Source organism: Bradyrhizobium sp. 63_E2_N1_3 (assembly GCF_052076005.1).
Taxonomy (GTDB): domain Bacteria; phylum Pseudomonadota; class Alphaproteobacteria; order Rhizobiales; family Xanthobacteraceae; genus Bradyrhizobium; species Bradyrhizobium barranii.
On sequence record NZ_CP197235.1, the window covers coordinates 3149664 to 3174652 of the forward strand.

Here is a 24989-nt window from a genome sequence, read left to right on the forward strand (position 1 = left end):
TCTCCGGGTAAGGGCGTGTGCGCAACCATCTGATTCTACCCGTTTCTCGCGCCCCGGCACGGGAGCGGACACATTGAGCGGCGATCCGAAGCTGGAACGGATTGCCAAGGGCAACGCGCTGGCACTCTGCGCCACCGGAACCTGGACCGCGAGCTTCGCGCCGGTCCTGGAGCGGATGGTGGCTGACGCCGAAAAGCTCGCCGGCGGCTCGCAAAGCATCTTCATCGACGTCTCCGAGGTCGCCAAGCTCGACACCTTCGGCGCCTGGCTGATCGAACGGCTGCGCCGCAGCCTGACCCAGGGCGCCGTCGAGGCGCAGATCGCGGGGCTTTCCGCCAATTATTCGAGCCTCGTGGACGAGGTGCGGCGGGTCGGGGCGACGCCGGTCGTCGACAGCAGCGCGGTCACCATCACCGGCATGCTGGAGCAGATCGGCCGGGCCGTGGCCGGGGTCGCCGGCACGGTTGCGGGCCTCGTCGACATGCTCGGCGCGGTGCTCGCGGCGGGTTTTCGCGTCCTGATCCATCCGCGCTCGTTCCGCCTGACCTCGACCGTGCACCACATGGAGCAGGTCTGCTGGCGCGCGGTGCCGATCATCGTGCTGATCACGTTCCTGATCGGCTGCATCATCGCCCAGCAGGGCATTTTTCATTTCCGCAGGTTCGGCGCCGATATCTTCGTCGTCGACATGCTCGGCGTGCTGGTGCTGCGCGAGATCGGCGTCCTCCTGGTCGCGATCATGGTCGCGGGTCGCTCGGGCAGCGCCTACACGGCCGAGCTCGGCTCGATGAAGATGCGCGAGGAGATCGACGCGCTGCGCACGATGGGTTTCGACCCGATCGAGGTCCTGGTGCTGCCGCGCATGCTGGCGCTGGTGCTGGCGCTGCCGATCCTCGCCTTCCTCGGCGCCATGGCCGCGCTTTATGGCGGCGGTCTCGTCGCCTGGCTCTATGGCGGCGTCGATCCCGAAGCCTTCCTGCTGCGTCTGCGCGACGCCATCTCGATCGACCATTTCATCGTCGGCATCGTCAAAGCACCGGTGATGGCCGCCGTGATCGGCATCGTCGCCTGCGTCGAGGGTCTCGCCGTGCAGGGCAGCGCGGAATCGCTCGGACAGCACACCACGGCCTCCGTGGTGAAGGGCATCTTCTTCGTCATCGTCATGGACGGCGTGTTCGCCATCTTCTTCGCCTCGATCGGGATGTGACGATGGCGCAAGAAACTCAAAACGCGATTCAAGATCCGATCATCCGCGTTCGCGATATCACCGTGCAGTTCGGCGCGACGCGCGTGCTCGATGGCCTCAACCTCGACGTCAAGCGCGGCGAAATCCTCGGCTTCGTCGGCCCATCCGGTGCCGGCAAGTCGGTGCTGACGCGCACCATCATCGGTCTCGTGCCGAAGGTCGCGGGCTCCATCGAGGTGTTCGGCGTCGACCTCGATTCCTCCAGCACCTCGCAGCGCCGCAGCGTCGAGCGCCGCTGGGGCGTGCTGTTTCAGCAGGGCGCGCTGTTCTCCTCGTTGACCGTGCGGCAGAACATCCAGTTTCCGATGCGCGAATATCTCCGGGTCTCGCAGCGGCTGATGGACGAGATCACCCTGGCCAAGCTCACCATGGTCGGGCTCAAGCCGGAAGTCGCGGATCGCTTTCCCTCGGAACTGTCGGGCGGCATGATCAAGCGCGTGGCGCTGGCGCGCGCGCTGTCGCTCGATCCCGATCTCGTGTTCCTCGACGAGCCGACCTCGGGCCTCGATCCGATCGGCGCCGGCGATTTCGACGAGCTGGTCAGGACGCTCCAGCGTACTTTGGGCCTGACCGTTTTCATGGTAACGCACGACCTCGACAGCCTTTACACAGCCTGCGACCGCATCGCCGTTTTAGGGAACGGTAAGATCATTGCGGCAGGGTCGATCGCCGACATGCAGGCCTCGCAGCATCCCTGGCTGAGACAATATTTCCACGGCAAGCGCGCCCGTGCGGTGATGGGCTGAGGTGCCGGAGTAGCTGATGGAAACGCGGGCCAATTACGTACTGATCGGATCATTCACGCTGGCGGTGATCGCCGCGGCGATCGGCTTCGTGCTGTGGTTCCAGTCGCTGCACACCACCAAGCAGCGCAGCCCCCTGCGCGTCGTGTTCGAGGGCCCGGCGGCGGGCCTGCGCAACGGCGGCAGTGTCAACTTCAACGGTATCCGGGTAGGTGAGGTGGTCTCCGTGAAGCTCGACAACCCGCGGCGGGTTGTCGCACTCGCCATGGTCGAGAACAACACCCCGCTCCGCAAGGACACCCTGGTCGGCCTCGAATTCCAGGGCCTGACCGGCGTCGCCGCGATCTCGCTCAAGGGCGGCGAGGAGGCCGCGCCTCCGCCGCCGCTCGACGAGGACGGCATCCCGTCGCTGACGGCCGATCCCAACAAGCTCCAGGACGTCACCGAGGCGATCCGCGGCACGCTCCAGAACATCAACAAGATCGTCGCGGACAATCAGGAGTCGGTGAAGAACTCGCTGAAGAACCTCGAGACCTTCACCAACTCGCTCGCGCGCAACTCGGAGAAGATCGACGGCGTGATGGCCAAGGTCGACGGCGTCATGCACAAGGCCGACAGCCTCATGCTTGGCCTCAACACGCTCGCCGGCGGCAAGGACGGCGGCGAGCTGTTCCAGGCGGTGAAGTCGATCCGCGAGCTGGCCGAGGATTTCGACAAGCGCTCCGGTGCATTGATGACCGACGGCCGGCGCACGCTCGGCGACATCAGCCGCGCCGTGAACAATTTCGACCGCAACCCGACCCGCGTGCTGTTCGGCGCCAGCAACAGCGCCCCGGCCGCCGCTCCGCCGCCCGCCGAGCCGCCGAGGCAGGCGCCCGCCGCGAGCGGCAGGCGGCAGTAGGCGTTTAGTACACGGACCTCACCTCGTTATTGCGAGCGTAGCGAAGCAATCCAGATTGTCTCCGCGGAAGCAGTCTGGATTGCTTCGTCGCAAGGACTCCTCGCAATGACGGGCTCAAACGAAAACGGAGGCCGTGAGGCCTCCGTTCTCATTCGCTATTCGTTGTCGCTATGGGCTGATCACCCGAGCCGGCCCGCTGCATGCGCGAGCAGCGTGTAGACCAGGCCCGTCTCCGAGGTCAGGTGGCTGCGCAGCTCCTGCGGACCACGGCCGTCGCGGGCGACTTCGTCGAGCAGACGCTCGAACTCGGCGACGTAGCGGTCGACCGTGCCCTTGAAGTTGCGGTCGGCGCGGTACTTGCGGGCGACCTCGTCAAAGGCCTTCTGGCCGGCGGGCGTGTAGAGGCGCTTGGTGAAGGCCTTGTTCTCGCCGCGCTGGTAGCGGTCCCACATCTCGGCGGCGAGGTTGCGGTCCATCAGGCGGCCGATGTCGAGCGACAGCGACTCCAGCGGATTGCTGCCACCCTGCGGAGCCTGCGGCTGCGGCGCGGGTGTCGCGCGGCCACGCGGGGCCTCACGTCCGGTCGGAGCACCCTGGTTGGCGTCCGTGCGGTTCAGGAGGTCCGACAGCCAGCCGTCGCGGCCCTGGTCGTTGCCTGCGGGCGCGACCGGCGGCGCTTCGGTGCGGCGCGAGGAGGCGGGCATGCCGAGGTCCGGCGGCGGCAGCGTCGAGGCGCTGCCGGTGTCGCGGCCGCGGGTCTCGGTGTTGCGCGTGCCGACGGCTGCCAGCAACGGCTCTTCCTGGCGCTGCGCGCCGGCGCGGCCCGTCGTGGAGACGTCGAGGCCACGGCCATGCTGGGCCACGATGCGGTTGAGCTCGGCGAGGGCCTCGATCTGGTCGACGATCACCTTGCGCATCTGCGCAGTGCTCTCGGCGGCCTCCTGCGGCATCTCGAGCACGCCGCGGCGCAGCTCGTTGCGGGTGGCTTCGAGCTCGTTGTGCATCTCGAACGCCATCTGCTTCATGCTGGAGACGAGGTTGGTGAACTTCTCGGTCGACTGCTTGAACATCGTATCCGCCTCGTCCGTGGTCTGGCGGTAGATGTCGTGCATGGCCTCGATGGTCTGGCGGTGCTCCTCCTCGGACGCCACGCGCACCGCCTCGAACTGGCGGGTGATCGCGGCGGAACCTGCGCCGGCGGTCTCCGCGACGACGCGGGCGATGTCGCGGGCACGCTCTTCGGCGGCGGCCAGCGATTCATCGAGCAGGCCGGTGAAGCGCGACAGACGCTGGTCGAGATCGGCCGTGCGCAGGTCGATGGTCGTGACGAGCGATTCCAGCGCCTGCTTGCGTTCGGCGAGGGAAGCGGTGGTGTTCTTGTTGCTCACCTCGACGACCTGCGCGGCCTCGACCAGTGCCTTGCCGTGCGCGTCGAACTGGGTCGATAGCTCGCCGAGGTCCTGCAGCGCCCGCGTGGTCTTCGTGTTGAAGACGTTGAGCTGGTCTTCCAGGTTCTGCGTCGCAGCGCCGTTGCGCGAGGTGACGTCGTTCATCGCCGAGACGAAGTCGGCGACGCGCGTCACCAGCGCCCGCTCGAGCGAGTTGAGGTTGTCGTGCGCACCGGTCAGCACCTCCTGGAGCAGGATGTTGCCTTCGCGCAGACGCTCGAACAGGGCCACCGTATCGGTACGCAGGATCTTGCTGGTCTCCTGCATCTCGGTGACGGCCGCGATCGAGACCTGGCGCGACTGGTCGATCGCCGAGCGGGAGGCCTGCTCGAGGTCCTTGAGCGACTTGCCGACCGCGCCGGTGGCCATCTCGCTCGCCGCGTTGATGGTGCGGGCGACTTCGGAGCCGTTGCCCATCATCGTCTGCGAGAACGCATGGCCGCGCGTCTCGATCGACTTCAGCGCATCCGAGGTGACGCGGTCGATGTCGAGCGTGAGCTGGCTGGTCTTCGAGCCGATCGCGTCGACCAGCGCGCCGCGCTTGGCGTCGATCATGTTCGACAGACGGTCGGCCTGCTGCTGCACGTAGGTGACGATCTCGTCGGTCTTGCCGGTCATGGCCTGGCCGAAGCTGCTGCTGGCGGCGAGCACCGAACGCTCGACGTCGGCCGAACTCGACTTGACACGCGAGCTTGCCTCGTTGGAGGCGTTGATCAGCGCGTTCTGGGCGTTGAGCGCGCTGGTCTGGATGTCGTTGGTGGCGTTGGTCGTGGCCGTGCTCAATACGCGCTCGATCTCGGTCGAGATCGTGCGGATCTGGCTTGCGGCATCCGCCGACGTCGAAGTCAGCGAGGTCTGCGCCTCACGCGCGCTGTTGAGGATGGTCGAGGCGGTGTCGGCGCCGATCGAGGTCAGCGTGCGCTCGATGTCCGTGGTCAGCGACTTGATCTGGCTTGCCGCATCCGTCGAGGCGGTGATCAGCGTGCCCTGGGCCTCGCGCACGCCGCTGGTGAGCGCCTCGATGGTGGCGCCGCCGGCGGTCGCCAGCGCGCGCTGCATCTCGGCCGCCAGCGAACGGACCTGGCTGGTCTGTTCGGCCGAGACGGAGAGCAGGGTGCTCTGGGCGTCGCGGGCGCTGGTCGTGATCGTCTCGGCGGTCGACTGGCCGACCTGCGAGAGCGACCGATGCACTTCGACCGCGAGCGACTTGACCTGGGTCGCCGCATCCGAGGACGCGTTGACGAGCGTGGTCTGGGCTTCGCGGGCGCCGGTCATGATGGTCTCGGCCGTCGAGGTGCCGGCCATCGAGAGCGAGCGCTGCACGTCCGAGGACAGCGCCTTGATCTGGTTGGCGGTCTCGGTCGAGGCCGCAATCAGCGCGCTCTGCGCATCGCGGGCGCCGGCGGTGATCGATTCCGCCGTGGTGGCGCCGGCCAGCGACAGCGAACGCTGCACGTCGGCGGTGAGGGTCTTGACGTGGTTGGCCGCGTCCGAAGACGCCGTGACGAGCGTGGTCTGTACCTCGCGGGCGCCGGCCAGGATCGAGGCTGCGGTGGCAGAACCGGCCGCCGACAGCGTGCGTTCGACGTCGACCGCGAGCCCCTTGATCTGGTTGGAGGCATCGCCGGAGGCAGCGACCAGGGTCGACTGAGCCTCGCGGGCGCTGCTCAGGATCGAGTTCGCAGCACCGGTGCCGACCGCGGTCAGCGCGCGCTCGACCTCAGTGGAGGTCATCTTGAGCTGGGCGTTGACATCGGAGGAGGTCATTTTGAGCTGGGCGTTGACGTCGGAGGAGACCGTCATCAGCGACTGCTGGGCGGTACGCGCACCGGTCTGGATCGTTTCGCTGGTGTTGACGACGAGGTTGGTGAGCGAGCGCTCGGCATCCTCGACATGCGAGCGGATCGCGGTCGAGATCATCTCGGCGCGGGACATCATGTCCTCGCTGGCCTGACGGCCGCTGCTCTCGATGCGGCCGGCGACGGCTTCGACACGCGAGCCGAGCAGGTCCTCGAACTGCGCCACGCGCACGTCGATGTCGTTGGCGACCGAGCCGACCTTGGTCTCGATGGCCTGGTGGATGTCCTGGAAGCGCGCCGTGACCGTGTCGGTCAGGTGCGTGCTGCGGCCGTCGATCATCTCGGCGACGCCGGTGATGCGGCGGTCGACCGCCTCGATCGCCTGCGCGGTGCCGTCGGTGAGCGTCGAGGTCAGGAGGGTGAGGCGCGTGTCGATCGACTGCACGGCTTGCGAGGCGCCGTTCGTCACCGCAGTCGTCAGGTAGGTGAGGCGCGTGTCGATGGATTCGAGCGCCTGCGAGGCGCCGCCCGAGAGCGTCGTCGTGAGGTGCGTCAGCCGCGTATCGATCGACTGGATGGTCTGCGATGCGCCATCGGTGAGCGAGGTCGCGAGATAGTTGAGGCGCGTATCGATCGTCTCGATGGCCTGCGATGCGCCGTCAGTGAGCGACGTCGTGAGGTGGGTGAGGCGGGAGTCGATCGACTGGATCGCCTGCGCGGCACCGTCGGTCAGCGACGAGGCGAGGGTGTTGAGGCGTCCGTCGATGGTTTCGGTCACCGACTTGGCGCGGGTGTCGAACGACTGCTCGAGCGCGGCGACGCGGCCGACGAGCTGGTCGTCGAAAGTCTTGATGTGGCCTTCGATCGTGCCGTCGAGGCTGACGATCTTGTCGTTCAGCGAGGCGTCGAGGTTGGTGACACGTTCGCCGACCGTGGTCTCGAACTGCACCAGGCGCTGGTCGAGCACGGCCGTGATCGCCCCGCCGTTCGAGGTGAAGCGGGTATCGAAATTGTCGACATAGGTCTTCAGGCTCTCGGCGATGTCCTGGGTGCGCTGGCCCATGCGATCGACGATATCACCGCCGAACGTCTTCACGGTGCGGTCGAACTCGGAGATGTGGCGGGTGATCAGCGCGCCGAGCGTGCCGGAGTCGCGGGCGAACCTCTCGACCAGCTCGGTGCCCTGGTTCTTCACCAGCTCGTCGAACGCGCTCATCTGCAGCGACAGCGAGTCGTGCGCGGTCTCGGTCTGGCTGACGACCTTGGCGACGAGGGTGTTGACGGTGGCGTCGAGCGCCTCGCTCGCCTTGTCGCCGGAGGTCATGATGTGGCCGGCGAGCCGGTTGCCGGCATCGTCGATCTTGGCGGAGAGGTCGTTGGAGCGCAGCTCGAGCTCGAGCAGCAGCGAGTCCGACGAATTCTTCAGGCTGTCGTGCACCTGCTCGGTGCGCTCGGAGATGCCGTCGACGATGGCGGCGGAGCGCTGCTCGAACTCGCCGGTGATGCGGTCGATACGCTCGTTCAGCATCTCGTGGACGCGGTCGGCGAGGTCGACGAACTCGTCGTGGACGTGGCCGGTCTTGAAGTTGAGGCTGGTGGTCAGCCGCTCGCTGGCGTCGAGCACGGCGCGCGTGGTCTCGTTGCTGGCCTCCTCGAGGCGGTCGAGCAGGTCGCCGCCGCGCTCGCCGAGCGCGAGGATCATGTTGTCGCCGGCGTTGCTCAGTGCGCCGGTGATGTGGGCGCCGCGCTCTTCCAGCGCGCCGGTGATGCTCTTGGCGACCTCGTCGACGCGCGAGGCGATCGCGTCCGAGATCAGCGCGATGTCGTGGCGCAGATCGATCTGCACGCCGGAGATGGCGCTGCGGACCTGCTCGGCCTGGCCGACCAGATTGTCGCGCTGGTGCGCGATGTCCTGGAGCAGGGAGCGGATGCGCACTTCGTTGTCGGAATAGGCGCGTTCGAGCGCCGCAACCTCGTTGGCGACCAGCGTCTCGAGTTCGCCGGCGCGCGCGATGGCACGTTCGATGCCGTCGCCCATCGCCGCGACCTCGCGGCGGATGGCCTGGCCGACGGTGACCATGGAATCGGACGCCGAGCCCTCGGGCTCGGAGAAGCGGATCGCGACCTGCGCCATCGCCTGCGCGATCATGCGCATTTCCTGGCCGCGCCAGACCAGGCTCGCCAGGAAGTAGAACAGCATGATCGGCGCGAAGAACATCGCGATCAGGCCGGCGATGACGAGCACGCCGCCGCTCTGGCCCATGGCGGCCTGGATCGAGGGCAGGAAGCCGACGGTGAGCGCGGCGCAGGCTGCGAGCCAGACGCCGGCGAAGATGGTGGCGAAGGTGTAGACGCTGCGGGCAGGGCGGCCCTTCTGAAGCGCCTGGAGCAACTGACCGATGGTCTCGCGGTCATCGTTGGCGGCGCGGCGCGAGGTGCGCGGCTCCTCGATCGTATCGAACACGGTGGTGCGCTCGTTGGCGGCAGGACGCGGCTCGAAGGTCGGCTCGTCGAAGATCGGGGGAGCCGGCGGCCCCACCGGAGCCGACGTTTCGTTGCGCATCGAGGCGTTGCGGCTGGTGTCCGCGGCCGTGTCGCTGATGTTCAGGGCTTCCTGGATCGCAGAAAGCGCAACTTCTGTGGGGTCTTTGACCTTTTTCGGGGTGTTCGCCATGTTCAGTCCGAGCCCTCGTTACTTGTACGCGTCCTCCCGCGAGCCCAGCGCGCTACGCAAGCCCACAGACCGGATCATGCCGCTTACGCGGATTCCCAGCCGTCCCCACCCGGACGGCTTGTCCGCCAATTTCTCCCAACATCCTATTGGCAGAGCGTCGCGAATGAAATGCCCGGGATTAAGACAGTCTTAATCATCGTTAACAGGATAGCGCCGTAACGCCTTAGCAATAAATGGAATTCTCCACCGGACTCGCCGGATTGCGGCAACTTTTCGTCAATAAACGGGCGGATTTGCGTAAAACGGCCCAAACACTTCGTTAACCATTTCCATGCTTCGGTGGGGGAACTTGACCGCCGGATCGGCGGACATCGCGCGATGCCGGGGTCTGCGCCATGACGCCTGAACTGCAACGGATGGACTGGATGCCTTCGCCCCCGCTTGCACCCATCGACAGCCCGCTCGACCTCGATCACCTCTCGCGCATGACGCTCGGGGACACCGAACTGGAACAGGAAGTGCTCGCGATGTTCGCCGAGCAGGCGGTTCGCCTGGTTGCGGCGATGGCAGCACTGCCGGCCGAGGCCGGCACACTCGCCCACAAGCTCGAGGGCTCCGCGCGCGGAATCGGCGCCTTTGCGGTGGCCGATGCCGCGGCCAGCCTGGAGACCGCGGTCCGGACCGGCCATGGCCAGCCCCACGCCTTCGCCGCGTTGAAAGAGGCGGTGACCGAGGCTCGCGCCGCCATCGAGGCGATCCTGAAGCCCTAGGGCGACAGGGCGAGAAACCGCGCTCTAGTCTTTTGTTTTGACGCGTTTTCTTCCCGCGAAGCGGGATTCACGTCGCTTCAAAACCCTATGGCGCCGGGCGGATCGACCCGTTATAGGACAGCCCGGACCCTCCTTCATTCGCAACATCGCGGCAGCACGAGCACACATGGCCAAGATTAACTTTGTCGACCACAAGGGCGAAACCCGTACGGTGGAAGTCGAGAACGGCGCGACCGTGATGGAAGCCGCCATCCGCAACAGCATTCCCGGCATCGAGGCCGAATGCGGCGGCGCCTGTGCCTGCGCAACCTGCCATGTCTATGTCGACGAAGCCTGGCGCGAGAAGGTCGGCAGCCCGACGCCCATGGAAGAAGATATGCTCGATTTCGGTTTCGACGTGCGCCCGAACTCGCGGCTGTCCTGCCAGATCAAGGTCTCCGACGAACTCGACGGGCTCGTCGTGGCGACGCCGGAACGGCAGGCCTGATCGTCCCTCACTATACTAGATGCTCGGCGGCGCGACCTCGATACCGCGCTTGTGCCAGGGCCTGAGCTTCTCGATGATCTCAGCGGTGAGCGGTGCGGGCCGCCGCGTCGCCTCGTCGAGCATGACGCCGACCGACATCGCCGATGCGATGCACTTTCCTTCCGAAAACACGACCTGTTCGAAGGTCACCGACGTCCGTCCCAGTTTGACCACGCCGAGGCCGAGCTCGATCGTGTTCGGCCAGTGCAGCTCGGCGCGGAAATGGATGTCGAGGCGCACCATGATCCAGGCGAGGCCCGGCGGCGTCAGCCCGTATTCCGGGCTCTTCATCAGCGTGACCCGGCCGGTCTCGAAATAAGTGGCGTAGACCGCGTTGTTGACGTGCTGGTTCGGATCGAGATCGCCGAAGCGGACATTGTCGCCGAGACGATAGGGATAGTCCTCCAGGCGCGGCGTCGTATCGAGGCGGCTTGGTGCGTTCACCGATTGATCTCCGTCATATCGCTTCCCGTTACAGCCCAGTTATCCTGACCCGGCAAGTGGGCGCGGCTGCGGGGTGCTCCCGCTTTTATGCCTTCCCTGATCCATCCCCGTTGGCTAGACAGGCAGGGTCACTTCTGCCCCCCGGGCGGCGTCCAACCGATAACGATCGATAAAGAGACGACATGAGCGACGTGATAAAAACCGATGTGCTGATTATTGGCGCCGGCCCCTGTGGTCTGTTCGCCGCCTTCGAGCTTGGCCTTCTCGACATGAAGGCGCATTTCATCGACATCCTCGCCAAGGTCGGCGGCCAGTGCGCCGAGCTCTATCCGGAAAAGCCGATCTACGACATTCCCGGCATTCCGCACGTTTCGGGGCAGGGCCTCACCGACGCGCTGATGGAGCAGATCAAGCCGTTCCATCCGACCTTCCATCTCGGCGAGATGGTGGAGACGGTGGAGAAGATCGGCGATCCCTTGTTTCGCTGCACCACCGACGCGGGCAAGGTGTTCGAATGCAAGGTGGTGGTGATCGCGGCCGGCGGCGGCTCGTTCCAGCCCAAGCGCCCGCCGGTGCCGGGCATCGAGGCCTATGAGGGCACCTCGGTGCACTACGCCGTGCGCAAGATGGAGACGTTCCGCGACAAGAGCGTTCTGATCGTCGGCGGCGGCGATTCCGCGCTCGACTGGACGCTCAATCTGCATCCGCTCGCCAAGCGCGTCACGCTGCTGCACCGGCGCGACGATTTTCGCGCCGCACCCCACAGCGTCGAGCAGATGCGCGCGCTGGTGGCCGACGGAAAGATGGATCTGCGGCTCGGGCAGGTCACCGCGCTGTCCGGCACCGAGGGCAAGCTGACCGGCGCCACCGTCAAGGGCAACGACAACAGCGTGAGCGAAATTTCCTGCGACACCATGCTGCCGTTCTTCGGGCTGACCATGAAGCTCGGTCCGGTCGCGAACTGGGGCATCGCGCTGGAGAACAATCTGGTGCCGGTCGAGACGTCCGCGTTCGAGACCAACGTATCCGGCATCTTCGCCATCGGCGACATCAACACCTATCCGGGCAAGCTCAAGCTGATCCTGTGCGGCTTCCACGAGGGCGCACTGATGGCGCAAAAAGCCCATCGCTACGTCTATCCGGAGAAGCGGCTCGTGTTCCAGTACACGACCTCGTCCTCCAGTCTGCAAAAGAAGCTCGGTGTCAACTGACGGCACCGGGTTCGGCAGGCAATGCCCCATGTTTCTGGTGCTGGAACCGTTCGCGAAATCGCCGTAGTCTGCGGCCATTGCAGTGGCGGCTTAGCAAGGTGATCATAATGCGGACTCTCTTTTCCAGCTTTCGACTGCTCTCGCCCCTCGCGCTCGCTGTTGCGCTGACGCTTGGCGCGGTTGGGCCGGTAGCCGCACAGGCGCAGCAGCCAACCGCCGCGGGTCTTTGGCAGAAGACCGAGGACGGCAAGACGGTGGGATGGTTTCTCTTCGTCGACCACAACGGCATCTTCGAAGGCGTGATCGCAAAAACCTTTCCGCGCCCCGGCGACGACCCGAATGAGGTCTGTGCGAAATGCACGGATGATCGCAAAAACGCCCCGGTGCTCGGGCTCTCCTTCATCCGCGACATGAAGCGCGACGGCTTGAAGTATGACGGCGGCAACGTGGTCAATCCGCGCGACGGCAACATCTGGAAGGCCAAGATGTCGGTCAGCCCGGACGGGCAGACGCTGACCATGCGCGGCTTCCTCGGCATTTCCCTGTTCGGCAAGGACGAGACCTGGACGCGTCTTCCCGACGCCTACATCGCCCAGGTCGATCCTGCCATCGTCGCCAAATATCTTCCGGCACAGGCGACCGCCGCGACGACGAAGCCGGCGCCCGCGCCCGCGGCGAAGAAGGGCGGCGCGATGATGGCGCCGGCGCCGAAGCAGTAGGGCCCCTCCGTATCCTCGCACTGTCTCTGGAATACTGGATCGCCCGATCAAGTCGGGCGATGACAGTTGAGTGTGTGGCTCGGGCCTGCCTCAGCAGCGACGGTCTTGACGACCGTCAATACGTCCGTGCCTTCTTGCAAGGCGCGTAGAACGTGCCGTTGCCGGCGACGACCCGCTCGAGGCATTGCCGGGGATCGGTGATCTCGCCGTCGACCTGGAAATAATAGGCCTGCGGTCCCAGGCTCAGGACGTAATGTCCCGGCGCAAGCTCGAGCCCTGAATCGCCGGTGTGAAGCTCGTACATCTCGGGCTTCCCCGGGATCGGCGACACCCGGAACGGATAGGAGAAGTTTCGGATCACCCCGACATCTTCTCCGCCGCCTAGATTTTTGCCTGCAGCGTCGGTCGAAAACTCCCTGGCGATCTTCGCGACGACCCGAACCTCGACGCGCTCGGGGATCACGTTCGCGGCGTCCCGCCGAAACACGATGAATTTGACGCGGCCGTTCGGCAGATGCGGGCGATCGGGCTTCTTGAACTCCGGTGAAATCGCGATGCGCATGTCCGGCGCCATCACGCCGGTCGCATTCAATTCCGCCAGCGATTTGTCGTCGATCAATGCGTAGATGCCGTAGTCGGTTGGCAATACGCGCGTCGAGGGAGGCGGGGCGGGGGCGACCATCTCCGGTTTGGCGACCGTGATCGTCGCCTCCGGCTTGGGCGATACCTGCGCGATCTCCTGGGCCTGGGACGAAATCTGGCGGCGCAGCGCGGCGATGTTGTCTCGCTGCGAGACGATCAGGATGACGGCGCCAACGGCAAGCAGGATGGCCGCCGTACGCTTGATCACCGGTAGAAGCGGGCCCGAGATCGCAGGCAGCTTGCTGCGGGATATCTCGATCCTCGATCGCAAAACGGTCGCGTCGCCGGACACCAGGAGACCGCCTGTCTCGGTCGCCTTTGACGACGTGAGCTGTTGTGACGGCAAGCGCTCCAGCGGCGCCTGGTCGCGCGAGAATTTTTCGACCTCCTCGATTGCGACCTCGAGCGCCCGCTTCATCTGGTCGATGTTCCTGGCGTCGGCGTAGGTGAACTGCTCCTGGAGCTTGTAGCGGGCAAGGTCGTAGACCATCTGCCGCCTGGCGTCCGCGTCGTCCTTCACCGTCTCGAGCATGCGCGAAATCACGAGCGCAAACTGCACTTCGCTTGCGGGCAAGTCGGTCGAATCCTGCTGGCCAGGAAGCAACTCTCTCGAACTCATAGCGCTGACGGTCCAATGCCAGTCACGCCAACACCTGATTTCTCTAATTGAAACAGTTGATTAAAAGATGCGGCCCGCGTCCGCGGCCGTTTCGTACACGTCCTCGCGGAACAAGGAAAGCCTCCAAAACAGCTGCGGCAAATTGCCGACGCGTTGGACATGCAGGACGTGCGCGCCGGCCGGGGCAACGCCGTGCGGCCGTAGTTCCCCGGAATGCGCGCTGGCGCCGGATTTGCATAGCTGTCGCAAAGCCGCTGGGGAGCGAGTCGCCGTCTCCACGCCTGCCGCGACCGTGCGGAAGGCGGACGGCGGTGTCTGTCCCTCGCGGCGCTGATTGCGATCCGCGGAGACGATATGCGACTTGCCAGACTATGTGCGGCGGCGCTGCTGGGGCCGATGGCGCTGCTTGCGACCTCGGCGCTGGCGCGCGACGACGGCCGCTATGCCAACTCGCCGCTAAAACCCTGGTTCGAGAGCCTGCACAGCCAATACGGGCAATGCTGCTCGGATGCCGACGGCTACGTCATAGCCGACGTCGACTGGGAATCCGATCGCGGCCACTACCGCGTGCGCATCGACGACGAATGGGTCGTCGTGCCCGACGGTGCCGTGATCACCGAGCCGAACAAGATCGGTCGAACCATGGTGTGGAAGCACTATGTCGACGGCCATCCGCGCGTGCGCTGCTTCATGCCCGGCAGCATGACGTAGCGGTCGTGGCTAGAATTTGTACGTCACGCTGCCGAGCACCGTGCGGCCGATTCCGAGAAAGCAGTCGCCGCGCGCCAGGCACGTGGTGAGGTGACGCTTGTCGAAGAGATTGCTGGCATTGACCTGAAGCCGCCAGGAACCGGTCTCGTAACGAACCATGGCGTCGAACAGCGTATAGTCGGGTGTGCGGAGGGTGTCGGTGCCGTCCCAGGAGGTGCCGATGTAGCGCACGCCGCCGCCGAGCGTGACGCCGGGCAGGCCGAGCAGGGACAGACGGTACTTCGCCCAGAGCGAGGCCTGGTGATCCGGCACGGTCTCGACATGCTTGCCGGAATTGTCGCCGCTTTCCACGCGGGCATCGAGATAGGTATAGGCGCCGATCAGGTCGAGCTCCGGCGTGACGCGCGCCAGCACCTCGAGCTCGGCGCCGCGGATGCGCACCTTCCCGGTCTGGATCGAGAAGCGGTCATCATCGGGGTCGCTGGCCAGCCGATTCCGTTCGGTGGTGTCGAAGATCGCGCCGTTGATCGCATTGCCCGGTGTCGGATTGTACTTGAAGCCGAGCTCCACCATCTCGCCGCGCTGCGGCGCGCACACCGTGGCGCAGACGCCGCTGCCGAACACCGGGTTGAACGACTGCGCATAGGTCACGTAAGGCGTGACGCCGAATGGCAGCTCGTACATCAGCGCGGCGCGGCCGGTGGTCGCCTGGTAGTTTTCGACCGGCGAGGCCTGCGTGTTACTGGTGACGTAGTCGTGGCGCAGCCCAAGCACGGCGAGCCACGGTCCGAGGCGCAACTGGTCCTGAGCGTAAATACCGAGCTGGGTCTGGCGCAGATCCGGTTCGGGAGACATCGTCGGCGCGGGTACGCCGCGGTAGACCGGCGCGTAGAGATCGAACGGCGTCGGGTCTGTGGTGAAGCCTGATTGCGCGTGCTCCCTGAACTCGCGGTAGTCGGTGCCGAACAACACTTTGTGTGCGACCGGTCCGGTGTGCAATTTCAGCTCGGCATTGCTGTCCGAGGTCAGGTTGTCCTTGACCGTCTCGCGGCTCCATACGCTGCGCGCCACGGAGCGTCGGCTGGCGTCGAGAAATGGATAGTTCGGATCGCTTGGATCGACGAAGTTCAGGTCCGGCCACGTCGACCGGTAAATGCCCTCGACATGGGCGTAACGCAGGTTTTGCCGGATCTTCAGACTGTCGCTGAAGCTGTGCTCGAACAGGCTGCTGATCGCGCCGGTCTCGGTCTGGTACTGGTCGAAGCCGGGCTCGCCGGCGAAGCGCCGCACCGGAATGTAGCCGTTGGGGCCGGCAAACAATGTGCCCTCATGCGGCAGGAAGGCCGTGGAGGACCCCGTGGTGTCCTTCTGATAGGTGCCGAGCACCGTCCAGCTGGTGTTGTTGGTCGGCCGCCAGGTCAGTGATGGCGCGAGCACGATGCGGCCGTCCTTGACGTAATCGGTCTGCGTGTTGCTGTCGCGGTATACGCCGATGAAGCGATAGAGCCACTCGCCGTCCTTGGTCAGCTTTCCCGTGGAGTCGAGCTGCACCTGCTTACGGTAGAAGCTGCCATATTGCACGCCGATCTCGTTGGCGGATTCGGCCTGCGGGCGCTTCGAGATCAGGTTCAACAGGCCGGCGGTCGAGGTGTCGCCGTAGAGCACGGAAGAGGGGCCGCGCAAGACCTCGATGCGCTCCAGGGTGTACGGCTCCGGCCGCCATTCGTTGAAGTTGTTGGTGTTCACCATGCGGGTGCCGTCGAGATAGATATTTGGGTCCTGGCCGCGGATGCGCGGATAGTCGCCGCGCGAGTCCGCGCCGTAGGCGTCGGCGAACACGCCGGGGACATAGCGCAGCGCCTCCTGAACGGTGGTCGCGCCCTGGTCGATGATGCGGTCGGCGGTGACCACGGTGATCGACTGCGGTGTCTCACGCAGCGGCGTATCGGTCTTCGTGCCGGTGCCGCTGCGGGTCGCGACGTAGCCGCGGACGGGGCCTGTCGCGGTCTCCGCGCCCGTGCTCGCGCCGGCCGCCTGTGTATCGGCGTTCGATGGTGCGCGCTCGGCCTGGCGACGGCGGCTTGCCGCCTGTGCGGCCTGACGGGAGGGAGACGGACGTGTGCGCGCTGCCGGCCGCGACGATTGCTCAACCACGACGGCGGGCAATTCCTGCGACGATGATTGCGCCTCGGCCGGCGCCGCATCCATCAGGCCTGCCAACAGCGGCAGCGCGCCGCCGATCAATCCTGCCGTCGTTCTGAGATATGTAGTCATTCGCGACCCCATCATTTGCGGGGCGGACGACTAACAAGCGCAGTCGATGGCTTGAAGTGCGGGAGGGGCGCAATGGTCCCTCAATCATCAGATTTGGAATTAGTATTTATATAAGTAGAGCGCGCGCCGCTTGATGGCGGCGCGCGGATGGCCTCATGTGAGGATGGAGAATCGTGTCTCGTCGCGGCGTAGGCCCACGCCGTCTTGATCGACGTGTGCGATTTACTTGCAGTCGCCGCAAGGTATCGTGGATACGCAGGGGCCCGCCTACGCGCGACCTGCCGGCAGGCTCCGTCTGACCCGCGGCGAGAGCGAAACGGCGCCGTTGACCGCACCGGCACGGGCCGCTTCCGTCGCGAGATACTGATTGCCCCATGTCCAGAGCATGCGAACGACCGGTTCGAGCGAGCGCCCAAGCGCCGTCAGGGAATACTCGACCCGCGGCGGGACCTCCGCATAGATCTCGCGATGAATGAGGCCGTCCGCCTCGAGCTCGCGGAGCTGGCGCGTCAGCATGCGCTGCGTGATCCGGGACAGGCGCCGCTTGAGCTCGTTGAAGCGAATCGTATCGTCGAGCAGGTGGTAGAGAATCACGCCCTTCCACTTGCCGTCGATCAGATCGAGGGTGGCCTCCACGGGGCATCCCACGGCACAATCATACGTCTTGCTGCCGAGCTTCTGCATGGTTCACTCCGTGATACTAGAGGACTGGCCTGTGCGTAATTGTCAGTCCGCAAATTAGCGCGCATCGTGGCTCTCGCAAAGATCGATATCGGCGAGGCGGTGAACGAGCGGCCGCTTCGGCTCGCATTGGGTCTCTGCATTCAAATCCTGCGGCGGTTGCCGGCGCGGACCGGGCGCACGCGCGCCGGAATAACCGTGGAAAACAAAGGGAGGGAGCGGTGCGAAGCGTGAGGAGAGGAATTCGACTTGTCATTTTTCTGTCGGCGGCAATCGTCACGGGCGCGGCCTGTGCGGAGAACGGAGGCGGCAACGCGGAAGTCTTTGCGAAGCTCCCTCAGTCGGTCGGCAACATTGCGTTTACGCCGGACAATCAGCTGATCTTCAGTCACCATCCATTCTTCAGTCCCGACGTTCGTGTGGCGCGGCTGACATCGCCGACGACGTTCGAGCCGTTTCCAAATGCGGAATGGAATACGCCACGAAAAGGCACCGATCAGTACCTCGATAACGTCCTGGGTCTTCGTTCCGACGAAAGCGGTGTCGTGTGGATCATCGACATGGGATTTCGGACGCAGATCACGCCGAAGCTGGTCGGCTGGAACACGCGCACGAACAGGCTGGAGCGCATCCACTACATGCCCGAGCCCGTGACCGTGAAAGGCTCGCAGCCGCAGGACATCGTGATCGACCAGAAGAACCGGAAATTCTACATCGCCGACGAAAACATCGGGCCCGGCGGCGATGGCTCTCACGCTGCGATCATCGTCATCGACATGGATACGGGTGCCGCCCGGCGCGTGCTGGACGGCGATCGATCCACCGACCCTGAAAATGTGCCGATCACCGTGGATGGCAATGATCTGACCGTGCCTGGCAAGGACGGCAAGCCTTCGCTCATTAAGGTCGGCTGCGACGGCATCACGATGGATGCCAGGTCCGAATGGGTCTATTTCGCGCCACTCAGCGGCCGGTCGCTGTACCGCATCAAGGCCACCGACCTCGGCAACGAGAAGCTGCCCGCCGAAGAGCTGAGCGCGCGGGTAGAACGCTACTCGGACAAACCGAACAATGGCGGCCTGTCGATCGACTATGCGGGCAACATCTACCTGACTGCGGTCGAGACCAAATCGATTGGAGTCATAGGAGCCGACCGGAAGTTTCGCACTTATTTGAGCGATCCGGACATGGTGTGGCCGGACGGGATTACTGCCTCTCCCGACGGGTACATGTACGTGTCCGCGTCTCAGGTCTCCGCAGCCGCCATGTTCCATGGCGGCAAGGCCGAAAACAAGACGCCGTATCTGATCTATCGGTTCAAGCCGATCGCGGCAGGCTATATGTCACGCTGACGGCGGGAGCGACGACCCCGGCAAGGGCAGCCGGGGTCGAAAACTGTCTCAGCGCTCTTCGCTCGTGGCGTTGGCGCTCGCCAGCCGCTTGACGCGCGGCGACAGCACCGACATTTGCGCGGGCGAAGCCGGCATGCCGGCGACGATCATCGCGGGCGCAGACGGCTGCTCCTCGACCCCGGCGCCGCCGAGCACCTGCACTTGCGTCGTCGAAATCGGAAACGACTTCACGTCGTAAGAGGGAAGCTCGCCGGCAAATGCACCGGCCGAGCTCGCAATCATGGCGCCGGCAACGGCAAATATTGAAAGAACGCGCATTGGAAAATCTCCGCGGAAGATGGCAATCGGAGGTTTGGTCGCGGCGATGCCACGCCAGGTTCGCTTGTGTGCGAACATTCGACCGCCGCCGGCGGATCTATTTGATTGCGTGATGCGACAGACGTGAAACGCGGAAGAAGTTTTCCACGCCAATGTTTCCGGACGGTTTCGCCGAAGGCTCGAAACGATCCGTCAGCCTGTTTGCAGATCGAGGTGCGGCGATCTGGTCGTCGCGGTGGCCTCGGGAAAGCGCAAGCTCATCGTCGTGCCGCGGCCCGGCGCGGAGGAGATGACCAACTCGCCGCCGTGCGCGGCCATGATCTCGCGGACGATCGACAGGCCGAGGCCGGCGCCGTCGCCCGCGCTGTTGCCGGTCTGAAATGGCTCGAGCAGCCTGTGCTCCGCACCGTCGGGCAGGCCCGCGCCGTCATCGTCGATCGAGATGTCGCCGCGGCTAACCGTCGCGACGATGCGCCGCGCACCGTGGGCGTGGATGAGCGCGTTGCCGACGAGATTGGCGAGCGCACTGCGTACGGCGGCGTCGACGCCTTGCACCAGGAACGGACCTTCTTCCGCGTGTTCCAGCGCAAGCTCTATGCCGGCGTCCAGCGCCGAGGGGCTGAAATCGGCGAGCACGTCCAGCGTGATCTCGGCAAGATCGATCGGTCGCTTCTCGATCGCATGATTTTGCAGCCGCGCCAGGTCGAGCATGGCGGAGACCAGTGACGTCAGGCGGCGGACGTCCTGCACCAGCTCGGCCTTCAGGCCCGGCTCGGGCACGTCCTCGATTTTCGCGCGCAGCAGGGTGAGCGGCGTGCGCAGCTGATGGGCGGCGTTACCGAGAAAGCGGCGTTGCATCCTGATGTAGGCGTCGATCTCGCCGAAGGCGCGGTTCAGTGCTGCGACCAGCGGCTTCAGCTCGGTGGGGACTTCGGACAGGGATATCAGGCCCTGCGGGGCCGCTGGGTCGATCGCGAGCGCGCGACGCGCCACCCGTTCGATGCCGCGCGAGACGAAACGTGCGGCCAGCATTGAGCCGATGGCGACCGTCGCCGCAAAGGCCAGCGCCAGCGTGATGATCGCGAAAATGCTGCGGACAAGGAAGTTCCTTGCAATCCGGCCGAAGCGAACCTTGGGTTCGCCGACCATCATCGTAAGCTGCAACGGGCCCCGTTGCACGACGGCGAGACAAAAGGTGTTCTTCTGGTCGAGTGTGCTGAAGACGGACGAGCCGATCGGCCCGTGATAGGGAAACGCGAAGGGGAGGGTGGGCCGGCGTTCGCTCCCGTATTCGCTGACCAGATCGCCCGCGGACACGACGTACCAGAGGTTCGGGCTGTCCGCTTTGAGCTCCTCGAGGGCCGGAGTCGGGCGTACCGTCAGGTTTTGCCCTTCGATCACCGTAGCGCGATCGAGAACGGCGACCACAATGCGGCAAGCCCTGAACTCGCGCTCCTCCATCGGGTAGCGCCAGATGAAGACACCGAGCATGATCAGGAAGATCGTCGTCGCGGCGATGCCGAGCGACAGCGCAAACGTTCGGGCAATCGACGTCATCGCGGTGTTGCCAGCCGCAGGATGTAGCCGATGCCCCGCATGCTGCGGATCTCGACATCGCCGCCGAGCTCGGTCAGTTTCTTCCGCAAGCGCGGGACCTGCGCTTCGAGCGTGTTGGATTCGATCTCGTCGTCGAAGCCGTAGATCTCCTCGATCAGGGCGGCGCGGGTGATGACGCGGTCGCGGCGCATTAGGAGCGCTCCGAGGATCAGCGCCTCGCGCCGGCGCAGCAGGATTTTCGTGTCGGCGACCACCGCCTCGTTGCTGCCGAGATGCAGCTCGACATTGCCGAGCGACAGCACCGAGGGCGCGAGCTGCCGGGGGCGCCGCAACACAGCGCGCACCCGCGCAATGAGCTCCTGCGGCTCGAACGGCTTGCCGAGATAGTCGTCGGCGCCGCCATTGAGACCGTCGACGACATCCTCCTTGGCGTCCTTGGAGGTCAGCATGATGATCGCGGGACGGTCCGCCGATCGGCTCAGCGCCGTCACCACCTGGAGCGCATCTCCATCGGGCAGCATCCGGTCGATGATCGCGAGATCATATTTGAAATTGTCCAGCGCCTGACGGGCATCGGCAATCGAGCCGACGACGTCGACAATGCCGTGCAATTGTCCGAGCAGGCGGCTGACATAGGCGCCGATCTGCGGTTCGTCTTCGATTACGAGGGAGCGCACGGGACGTCCTTGACTCTGCTGGGGCAACAAGACCCTGAGCGTGACGCTCCCTGGCCGAAGTCTGGCGTTCCGGCTCGTGCGCAGGGTTCCCATTAAGGCAGCGAGCTTGGCGAATAAAAGGCAGGAACGCGGGCGCCGACGGGCTCCGGCGCGCAAAGTTTGGGAGCGTGAGCGCGGCCCGGCAATGTTCGGGCAATATTGATCCGGCGGCGCGCCCGGCATGCGCCGCGAATGGATCGGGGCGCTGCTTGCCTCTTGCAATCTTGGGGCAATTTTGCCGGACCACATGCTGTGGCTCCTAACCACACGAGTCGACCAGGCCAGCAAGGCCGGTCCGGGGCCCTGTAAATGAAGCATTTTGATGAAGCCGTTCTCGATCCTGCGGCGAGAGCGCAGCAAACCTTGCTGACCGCCTTCCTCGCCGCGTTCGGCGCGATCCTGGCAATCCCGCAGTCGGCATCGGCGCAGACGGCGTTCACACTGCCAGCCCCGCCGTTCGACGTGCCGATGCTGCCGTCACCTTCCGGCAACTGGACCGTCATGGTCGGCATCGGCGGAGAGTACACGCCTGATTTCGTCGGATCGAAGAACGGGAAGCTCATGCCGATCCCGATCTTCTCCATTCGCCGTGCCGGATCGGTCGACCAGTTTCGCGGGCCCCGCGACAGCGCCAGCATCGCGCTGCTCGACGTCGGCAATTTTCGCGCCGGCCCGGCGTTCAAATACGTCGCGTCGCGCAAGAGCGACAAATATGCCGAGCTGACCGGCCTTGGCGACGTCAAGGCCGCATACGAGCTCGCCGGGTTCGTCGAATATTTCCCGGTCGACTGGCTGCGCCTGCGCAGTGAATTGCGCCAGGGCATGGGCGGTCATACCGGCACGGTCGCCGATGTCTCCGCCGACGTCATCGTGCCGCTGATCCAAAGGCTCACGATCTCGGCCGGCCCGCGCTTCACCTGGAAAAGCACCAAGGCGACTGCGCCCTATTTCGGCGTCGACGCCGTGCAGTCCGTGGCGTCCGGGCTGCCGATGTACGATGCCAGAGGCGGTGCGCATTCGGTCGGCTTCGGCGGCCAGATCTCCTATCGCATCAATCCGCAGTGGGAAGTCCATGCCTATGTCGAGTACGAGAAGCTGCTGGGCGACGCCGCAGACAGCCCGCTCGTGAAGCTGCGGGGATCGTCGAACCAGACGACGATCGGCCTCGGTGCGTCCTATTCATTCGATTTCAGGATTCGATAGGTCACCATGCGCCGCATTGCTTTTCTATGGGTTGGCCTGGCGATCGCTTGCATCGCCCTCGGCGCGGCCGCGGCGTTCGAGACGCGCGCGACTCGGCTCCAGGCAATCAAGACCGTCGGCATCGTCTCGGCCATCGGCGAGGAGATGAGCCTGACGCAAGCCGGCCTGATCGCGCTCGGCAACGCCGGGCAAAGCCTCTCGATCAGCGCTTGGGGTCTGGACGAGCTGATCGTCCAGCAGGCGACGAAACTGCTCGGCGGACGCTTTCGCGTGCAGGCGGTGAGCTACCGACGCGCCGCGTTTGCCGCGATCAGGGATTCGGCGGTTGCGCCCGTCAATCTCCTGCGCAGCGATCCGTTCAAGGAGCTGGTTCGCAGCGATGTCGCGCCCCAGGGGTTGGATGCGTACATCGTCATCACCCGGGCCAGATCGAAGCTCGGCAACGGCCGCAACGTCGAGGGCATCGGGCTCGCCCAATATCGGACGCTGCTTGCGGATTACGGCCTGATCCACGCGCTCTACGAGGTGCGCGTGATCGACGGCAAGTCGTTCGACTTGATCGAGAAGCGGGCGGCCGCGCCGCTCGACAACACGGGGACCATGCGGCTCGCCGGACCCAGCGGACCGATCGACGCGACGTTCGAGGGGCCCGCTACGAGCGAACGGCTACGCGCGGCGATCACGGATCTCATCACGCGCAGCTTGCCCGTCACGCTGGGCGACATGCACCTGATCGACGGTCAGTGAGGCCGGTTGGCCCGGCTTCTAAAGCGCGATGAGATTGGTATGAATCGTCATCGCGCTTTAGGTTATTGTTTGAGCATGATCTTTCGGAAAACCGCTTTGCACTTTTCCGGATCATGCTCAGGTCACCGGCGCCGGATTGAACAGCGTGAGGTCGTTGTGGATGCCCCAACGGTCCGACCACGGCTTCGTGCGGCCGCTGGCGACATCGAGGATCAGGCGGAACAGGTCCCAGCCGGTTTCCTCGATGGTCTTCTCGCCGGTGGCGATGCTGCCGGCATCGAAATCGATCAGGTCCTTCCAGCGGCGCGCGAGCTCGGTGCGGGTCGCAACCTTGATCACAGGCGCAGCCGCAAGACCGTAGGGTGTGCCGCGGCCGGTGGTGAACACCTGCAGCGTCATGCCGGAGGCGAGCTGGAGCGTGCCGCAGATGAAGTCGGACGCGGGCGTCGCCGCAAATAGCATGCCCTTCTGCGTCGCCCTCTCGCCGGGCGAGAGCACGCCGGTGATGGCAGACGAGCCGGACTTGACGATCGAGCCGAGTGACTTTTCGACGATGTTGGCGAGGCCGCCCTTCTTGTTGCCGGGCGTGGTGTTGGCGCTGCGATCGGCGCCGCCGCGGGCGAGATAAGAGTCGTACCAGGCCATCTCGCGCACCAGCGCGCGGCCGACATCCTCGTTGATGGCGCGGCGGGTGAGGAGCTGGATCGCGTCGCGGACTTCGGTGACCTCGGAGAACATCACGGTCGCGCCGGCACGCACCAGCAGGTCCGCGGCAAAGCCCAGCGCGGGGTTCGCGGTGACGCCGGAGAAGGCGTCGCTGCCGCCGCATTGCAGGCCGATGACGAGGTCGGCGGCCGGGCAGGTCTCACGGGTGCGGGTGTTGAGGATCTTCAGGCGGGCTTCGGCCTGGGTCATGATCGCATCGACGATGGCGCCAAAGCCGTCGAAGGCTTCGTCCTGCATGCGCACGATGGCATCGCTGACGCCCTCCGGCACCAGTCGCTCGGGCGCGAGCTTTTCGCAGCCGAGGCTGATGACCAGGATCTCGCCGCCGAAATTCGGGTTCTGCGCGATGTTCTGCAGCGTGCGGATCGGAACGACCGCATCGGGGGCATTGATGGCGACGCCGCAGCCATAGGCGTGCGTCAGCGGCACGACGTCGTCGACGTTCGGGTATTTCGGCAGCAGCTCGGCGCGGATGCGCTTCACGGCGTATTCCATCGTGCCCTTGACGCATTGCACGGAGGAGGAGATGCCGAGGATGTTCTTGGTGCCGACCGAGCCGTCGGTGTTGCGAAAGCCTTCGAAGGTGAAGCCTTCGAGCGGCGGCAGCGGCGCGGGGACGGCGGTCGAGATTTCCAGCTTGTCGAGGGCAGGGGCCTCCGGCATGCGGATGCGCGCTTCGTCGACCCATTCGCCGGCCAGGATCGGCGACAACGCGTGGCCGATCACCTCGCCGTAGCGGATAATCGGCTGATCTTGCGCGATATCGACCAGTGCCGTCTTGTGCCCCTGCGGCACGAAGGCGCGCAGCGTCAGCCCGCTGGCGAAGCGGGAGCCGGCGGGAAGCCCGAAATCATTGACCACGATCGCGACATTGTCGCGCTCGTTGAGCTTGATGTAGCGGGGCTGCTCTTTCGCTGCGACGTCCTGGTCCATGGGAGGACTCCGAAAGTGTAGGGTGGGTT

At 65.3% G+C, this 24989-nt stretch carries 20 protein-coding genes; 11 read left to right on the forward strand and 9 right to left on the reverse strand.

The window, feature by feature from the left end; all coding sequences use genetic code 11:
* Window positions 1-73 precede the first annotated feature (73 nt).
* From AB7531_RS14550 to AB7531_RS14560, 3 genes are read left to right on the forward strand one after another with little or no spacing between them, the layout of a single operon-like run.
* On the forward strand, window positions 74-1207 hold the full coding sequence (locus tag AB7531_RS14550) for an MlaE family ABC transporter permease (RefSeq protein WP_063982228.1): 1134 nt from the start codon (window positions 74-76) through the stop codon (window positions 1205-1207).
* 2 nt (window positions 1208-1209) lie between these two features.
* Window positions 1210-1992 (forward strand): ABC transporter ATP-binding protein, encoded by a 783-nt coding sequence (locus AB7531_RS14555; RefSeq protein WP_063982229.1) that lies wholly within the window; start codon window positions 1210-1212, stop codon window positions 1990-1992.
* Window positions 1993-2008: 16 nt separating this feature from the next.
* The gene (locus tag AB7531_RS14560; RefSeq protein ID WP_085405869.1) at window positions 2009-2890 is read left to right on the forward strand and encodes an MlaD family protein; all 882 of its coding nucleotides are present in this window, start codon (window positions 2009-2011) and stop codon (window positions 2888-2890) included.
* A 179-nt stretch (window positions 2891-3069) separates the two neighbouring features.
* On the opposite strand, the gene AB7531_RS14565 is transcribed toward AB7531_RS14560, so the two are convergent.
* Window positions 3070-8811 carry a negative regulator of septation ring formation gene (locus AB7531_RS14565; RefSeq protein WP_085405870.1) on the reverse strand — a complete coding sequence of 1914 codons (5742 nt, stop codon included), beginning with the start codon at window positions 8809-8811 and terminating at the stop codon, window positions 3070-3072.
* Between the two features lie 395 nt (window positions 8812-9206).
* Here AB7531_RS14565 and AB7531_RS14570 point away from each other — a divergent pair, with 395 nt between their 5' ends.
* Together AB7531_RS14570 and AB7531_RS14575 are read left to right on the forward strand one after the other, a co-directional pair.
* Window positions 9207-9581 carry an Hpt domain-containing protein gene (locus AB7531_RS14570; protein WP_187388006.1) on the forward strand — a complete coding sequence of 125 codons (375 nt, stop codon included), beginning with the start codon at window positions 9207-9209 and terminating at the stop codon, window positions 9579-9581.
* A gap of 166 nt (window positions 9582-9747) precedes the next feature.
* On the forward strand, window positions 9748-10068 hold the full coding sequence (locus AB7531_RS14575) for a 2Fe-2S iron-sulfur cluster-binding protein (protein ID WP_014493954.1): 321 nt from the start codon (window positions 9748-9750) through the stop codon (window positions 10066-10068).
* Window positions 10069-10083: 15 nt separating this feature from the next.
* Here AB7531_RS14575 and AB7531_RS14580 read toward each other — a convergent pair whose 3' ends face one another.
* Window positions 10084-10551: an acyl-CoA thioesterase gene (locus tag AB7531_RS14580; protein ID WP_063982232.1), complete on the reverse strand. Its 468-nt coding sequence runs from the start codon at window positions 10549-10551 to the stop codon at window positions 10084-10086.
* A gap of 182 nt (window positions 10552-10733) precedes the next feature.
* Between AB7531_RS14580 and AB7531_RS14585 the strand changes: the two genes are divergently transcribed.
* Complete coding sequence (locus AB7531_RS14585) at window positions 10734-11762, forward strand: NAD(P)/FAD-dependent oxidoreductase (RefSeq protein ID WP_063982233.1); 1029 nt, start codon at window positions 10734-10736, stop codon at window positions 11760-11762.
* 107 nt (window positions 11763-11869) lie between these two features.
* A complete protein-coding gene (locus AB7531_RS14590) occupies window positions 11870-12481 on the forward strand; it encodes a DUF2147 domain-containing protein (protein WP_063982234.1) in 612 nt (203 codons plus the stop codon).
* 115 nt (window positions 12482-12596) lie between these two features.
* Here AB7531_RS14590 and AB7531_RS14595 read toward each other — a convergent pair whose 3' ends face one another.
* Window positions 12597-13697: a hypothetical protein gene (locus AB7531_RS14595; RefSeq protein WP_245328613.1), complete on the reverse strand. Its 1101-nt coding sequence runs from the start codon at window positions 13695-13697 to the stop codon at window positions 12597-12599.
* Window positions 13698-14096: 399 nt separating this feature from the next.
* Between AB7531_RS14595 and AB7531_RS14600 the strand changes: the two genes are divergently transcribed.
* Window positions 14097-14453, forward strand: coding sequence for a hypothetical protein (locus tag AB7531_RS14600; protein WP_028158285.1), 357 nt, complete (start codon window positions 14097-14099; stop codon window positions 14451-14453).
* Between the two features lie 9 nt (window positions 14454-14462).
* On the opposite strand, the gene AB7531_RS14605 is transcribed toward AB7531_RS14600, so the two are convergent.
* Together AB7531_RS14605 and AB7531_RS14610 are read right to left on the reverse strand one after the other, a co-directional pair.
* Window positions 14463-16727: a TonB-dependent siderophore receptor gene (locus tag AB7531_RS14605; RefSeq protein WP_085405874.1), complete on the reverse strand. Its 2265-nt coding sequence runs from the start codon at window positions 16725-16727 to the stop codon at window positions 14463-14465.
* 267 nt (window positions 16728-16994) lie between these two features.
* Complete coding sequence (locus AB7531_RS14610; protein ID WP_080583959.1) at window positions 16995-17411, reverse strand: winged helix-turn-helix transcriptional regulator; 417 nt, start codon at window positions 17409-17411, stop codon at window positions 16995-16997.
* 227 nt (window positions 17412-17638) lie between these two features.
* On the opposite strand from AB7531_RS14610, the gene AB7531_RS14615 reads away from it, so the two are divergent.
* The gene (locus tag AB7531_RS14615; RefSeq protein WP_063982237.1) at window positions 17639-18760 is read left to right on the forward strand and encodes an L-dopachrome tautomerase-related protein; all 1122 of its coding nucleotides are present in this window, start codon (window positions 17639-17641) and stop codon (window positions 18758-18760) included.
* A 48-nt stretch (window positions 18761-18808) separates the two neighbouring features.
* Here the strand turns inward: AB7531_RS14615 and AB7531_RS14620 are convergent, their stop codons facing one another.
* The 3 genes from AB7531_RS14620 to AB7531_RS14630 form a co-directional block, all read right to left on the reverse strand.
* The gene (locus AB7531_RS14620) at window positions 18809-19078 is read right to left on the reverse strand and encodes a hypothetical protein (RefSeq protein WP_063986239.1); all 270 of its coding nucleotides are present in this window, start codon (window positions 19076-19078) and stop codon (window positions 18809-18811) included.
* A 192-nt stretch (window positions 19079-19270) separates the two neighbouring features.
* Window positions 19271-20539, reverse strand: a complete 1269-nt coding sequence (locus AB7531_RS14625; protein ID WP_441279978.1) for a sensor histidine kinase — start codon at window positions 20537-20539, stop codon at window positions 19271-19273.
* 92 nt (window positions 20540-20631) lie between these two features.
* A complete protein-coding gene (locus AB7531_RS14630) occupies window positions 20632-21312 on the reverse strand; it encodes a response regulator transcription factor (RefSeq protein ID WP_441279979.1) in 681 nt (226 codons plus the stop codon).
* A gap of 348 nt (window positions 21313-21660) precedes the next feature.
* Between AB7531_RS14630 and AB7531_RS14635 the strand changes: the two genes are divergently transcribed.
* Both AB7531_RS14635 and AB7531_RS14640 read left to right on the forward strand, forming a co-directional pair.
* A complete protein-coding gene (locus tag AB7531_RS14635) occupies window positions 21661-22554 on the forward strand; it encodes a MipA/OmpV family protein (protein ID WP_063982240.1) in 894 nt (297 codons plus the stop codon).
* Between the two features lie 6 nt (window positions 22555-22560).
* Complete coding sequence (locus AB7531_RS14640; protein ID WP_063982241.1) at window positions 22561-23301, forward strand: hypothetical protein; 741 nt, start codon at window positions 22561-22563, stop codon at window positions 23299-23301.
* A 117-nt stretch (window positions 23302-23418) separates the two neighbouring features.
* Here the strand turns inward: AB7531_RS14640 and garD are convergent, their stop codons facing one another.
* Window positions 23419-24960: a galactarate dehydratase gene (gene garD, locus AB7531_RS14645; protein ID WP_135214562.1), complete on the reverse strand. Its 1542-nt coding sequence runs from the start codon at window positions 24958-24960 to the stop codon at window positions 23419-23421.
* Window positions 24961-24989: the final 29 nt, after the last annotated feature.

What these genes read in the sequence shown, in the direction of transcription:
- AB7531_RS14555 (WP_063982229.1), top strand. Translation starts at nt 1,210, where the DNA reads ATGGCGCAAGAAACTCAAAACGCGATTCAAGATCCGATCATCCGCGTT.
- AB7531_RS14560 (WP_085405869.1), top strand. Translation starts at nt 2,009, where the DNA reads ATGGAAACGCGGGCCAATTACGTACTGATCGGATCATTCACGCTGGCG.
- AB7531_RS14565 (WP_085405870.1), bottom strand. Translation starts at nt 8,811, where the DNA reads ATGGCGAACACCCCGAAAAAGGTCAAAGACCCCACAGAAGTTGCGCTT.
- AB7531_RS14570 (WP_187388006.1), top strand. Translation starts at nt 9,207, where the DNA reads ATGACGCCTGAACTGCAACGGATGGACTGGATGCCTTCGCCCCCGCTT.
- AB7531_RS14575 (WP_014493954.1), top strand. Translation starts at nt 9,748, where the DNA reads ATGGCCAAGATTAACTTTGTCGACCACAAGGGCGAAACCCGTACGGTG.
- AB7531_RS14585 (WP_063982233.1), top strand. Translation starts at nt 10,734, where the DNA reads ATGAGCGACGTGATAAAAACCGATGTGCTGATTATTGGCGCCGGCCCC.
- AB7531_RS14590 (WP_063982234.1), top strand. Translation starts at nt 11,870, where the DNA reads ATGCGGACTCTCTTTTCCAGCTTTCGACTGCTCTCGCCCCTCGCGCTC.
- AB7531_RS14600 (WP_028158285.1), top strand. Translation starts at nt 14,097, where the DNA reads ATGCGACTTGCCAGACTATGTGCGGCGGCGCTGCTGGGGCCGATGGCG.
- AB7531_RS14605 (WP_085405874.1), bottom strand. Translation starts at nt 16,727, where the DNA reads ATGACTACATATCTCAGAACGACGGCAGGATTGATCGGCGGCGCGCTG.
- AB7531_RS14610 (WP_080583959.1), bottom strand. Translation starts at nt 17,411, where the DNA reads ATGCAGAAGCTCGGCAGCAAGACGTATGATTGTGCCGTGGGATGCCCC.
- AB7531_RS14620 (WP_063986239.1), bottom strand. Translation starts at nt 19,078, where the DNA reads ATGCGCGTTCTTTCAATATTTGCCGTTGCCGGCGCCATGATTGCGAGC.
- AB7531_RS14625 (WP_441279978.1), bottom strand. Translation starts at nt 20,539, where the DNA reads ATGGAGGAGCGCGAGTTCAGGGCTTGCCGCATTGTGGTCGCCGTTCTC.
- AB7531_RS14635 (WP_063982240.1), top strand. Translation starts at nt 21,661, where the DNA reads ATGAAGCATTTTGATGAAGCCGTTCTCGATCCTGCGGCGAGAGCGCAG.
- AB7531_RS14640 (WP_063982241.1), top strand. Translation starts at nt 22,561, where the DNA reads ATGCGCCGCATTGCTTTTCTATGGGTTGGCCTGGCGATCGCTTGCATC.
- garD (WP_135214562.1), bottom strand. Translation starts at nt 24,960, where the DNA reads ATGGACCAGGACGTCGCAGCGAAAGAGCAGCCCCGCTACATCAAGCTC.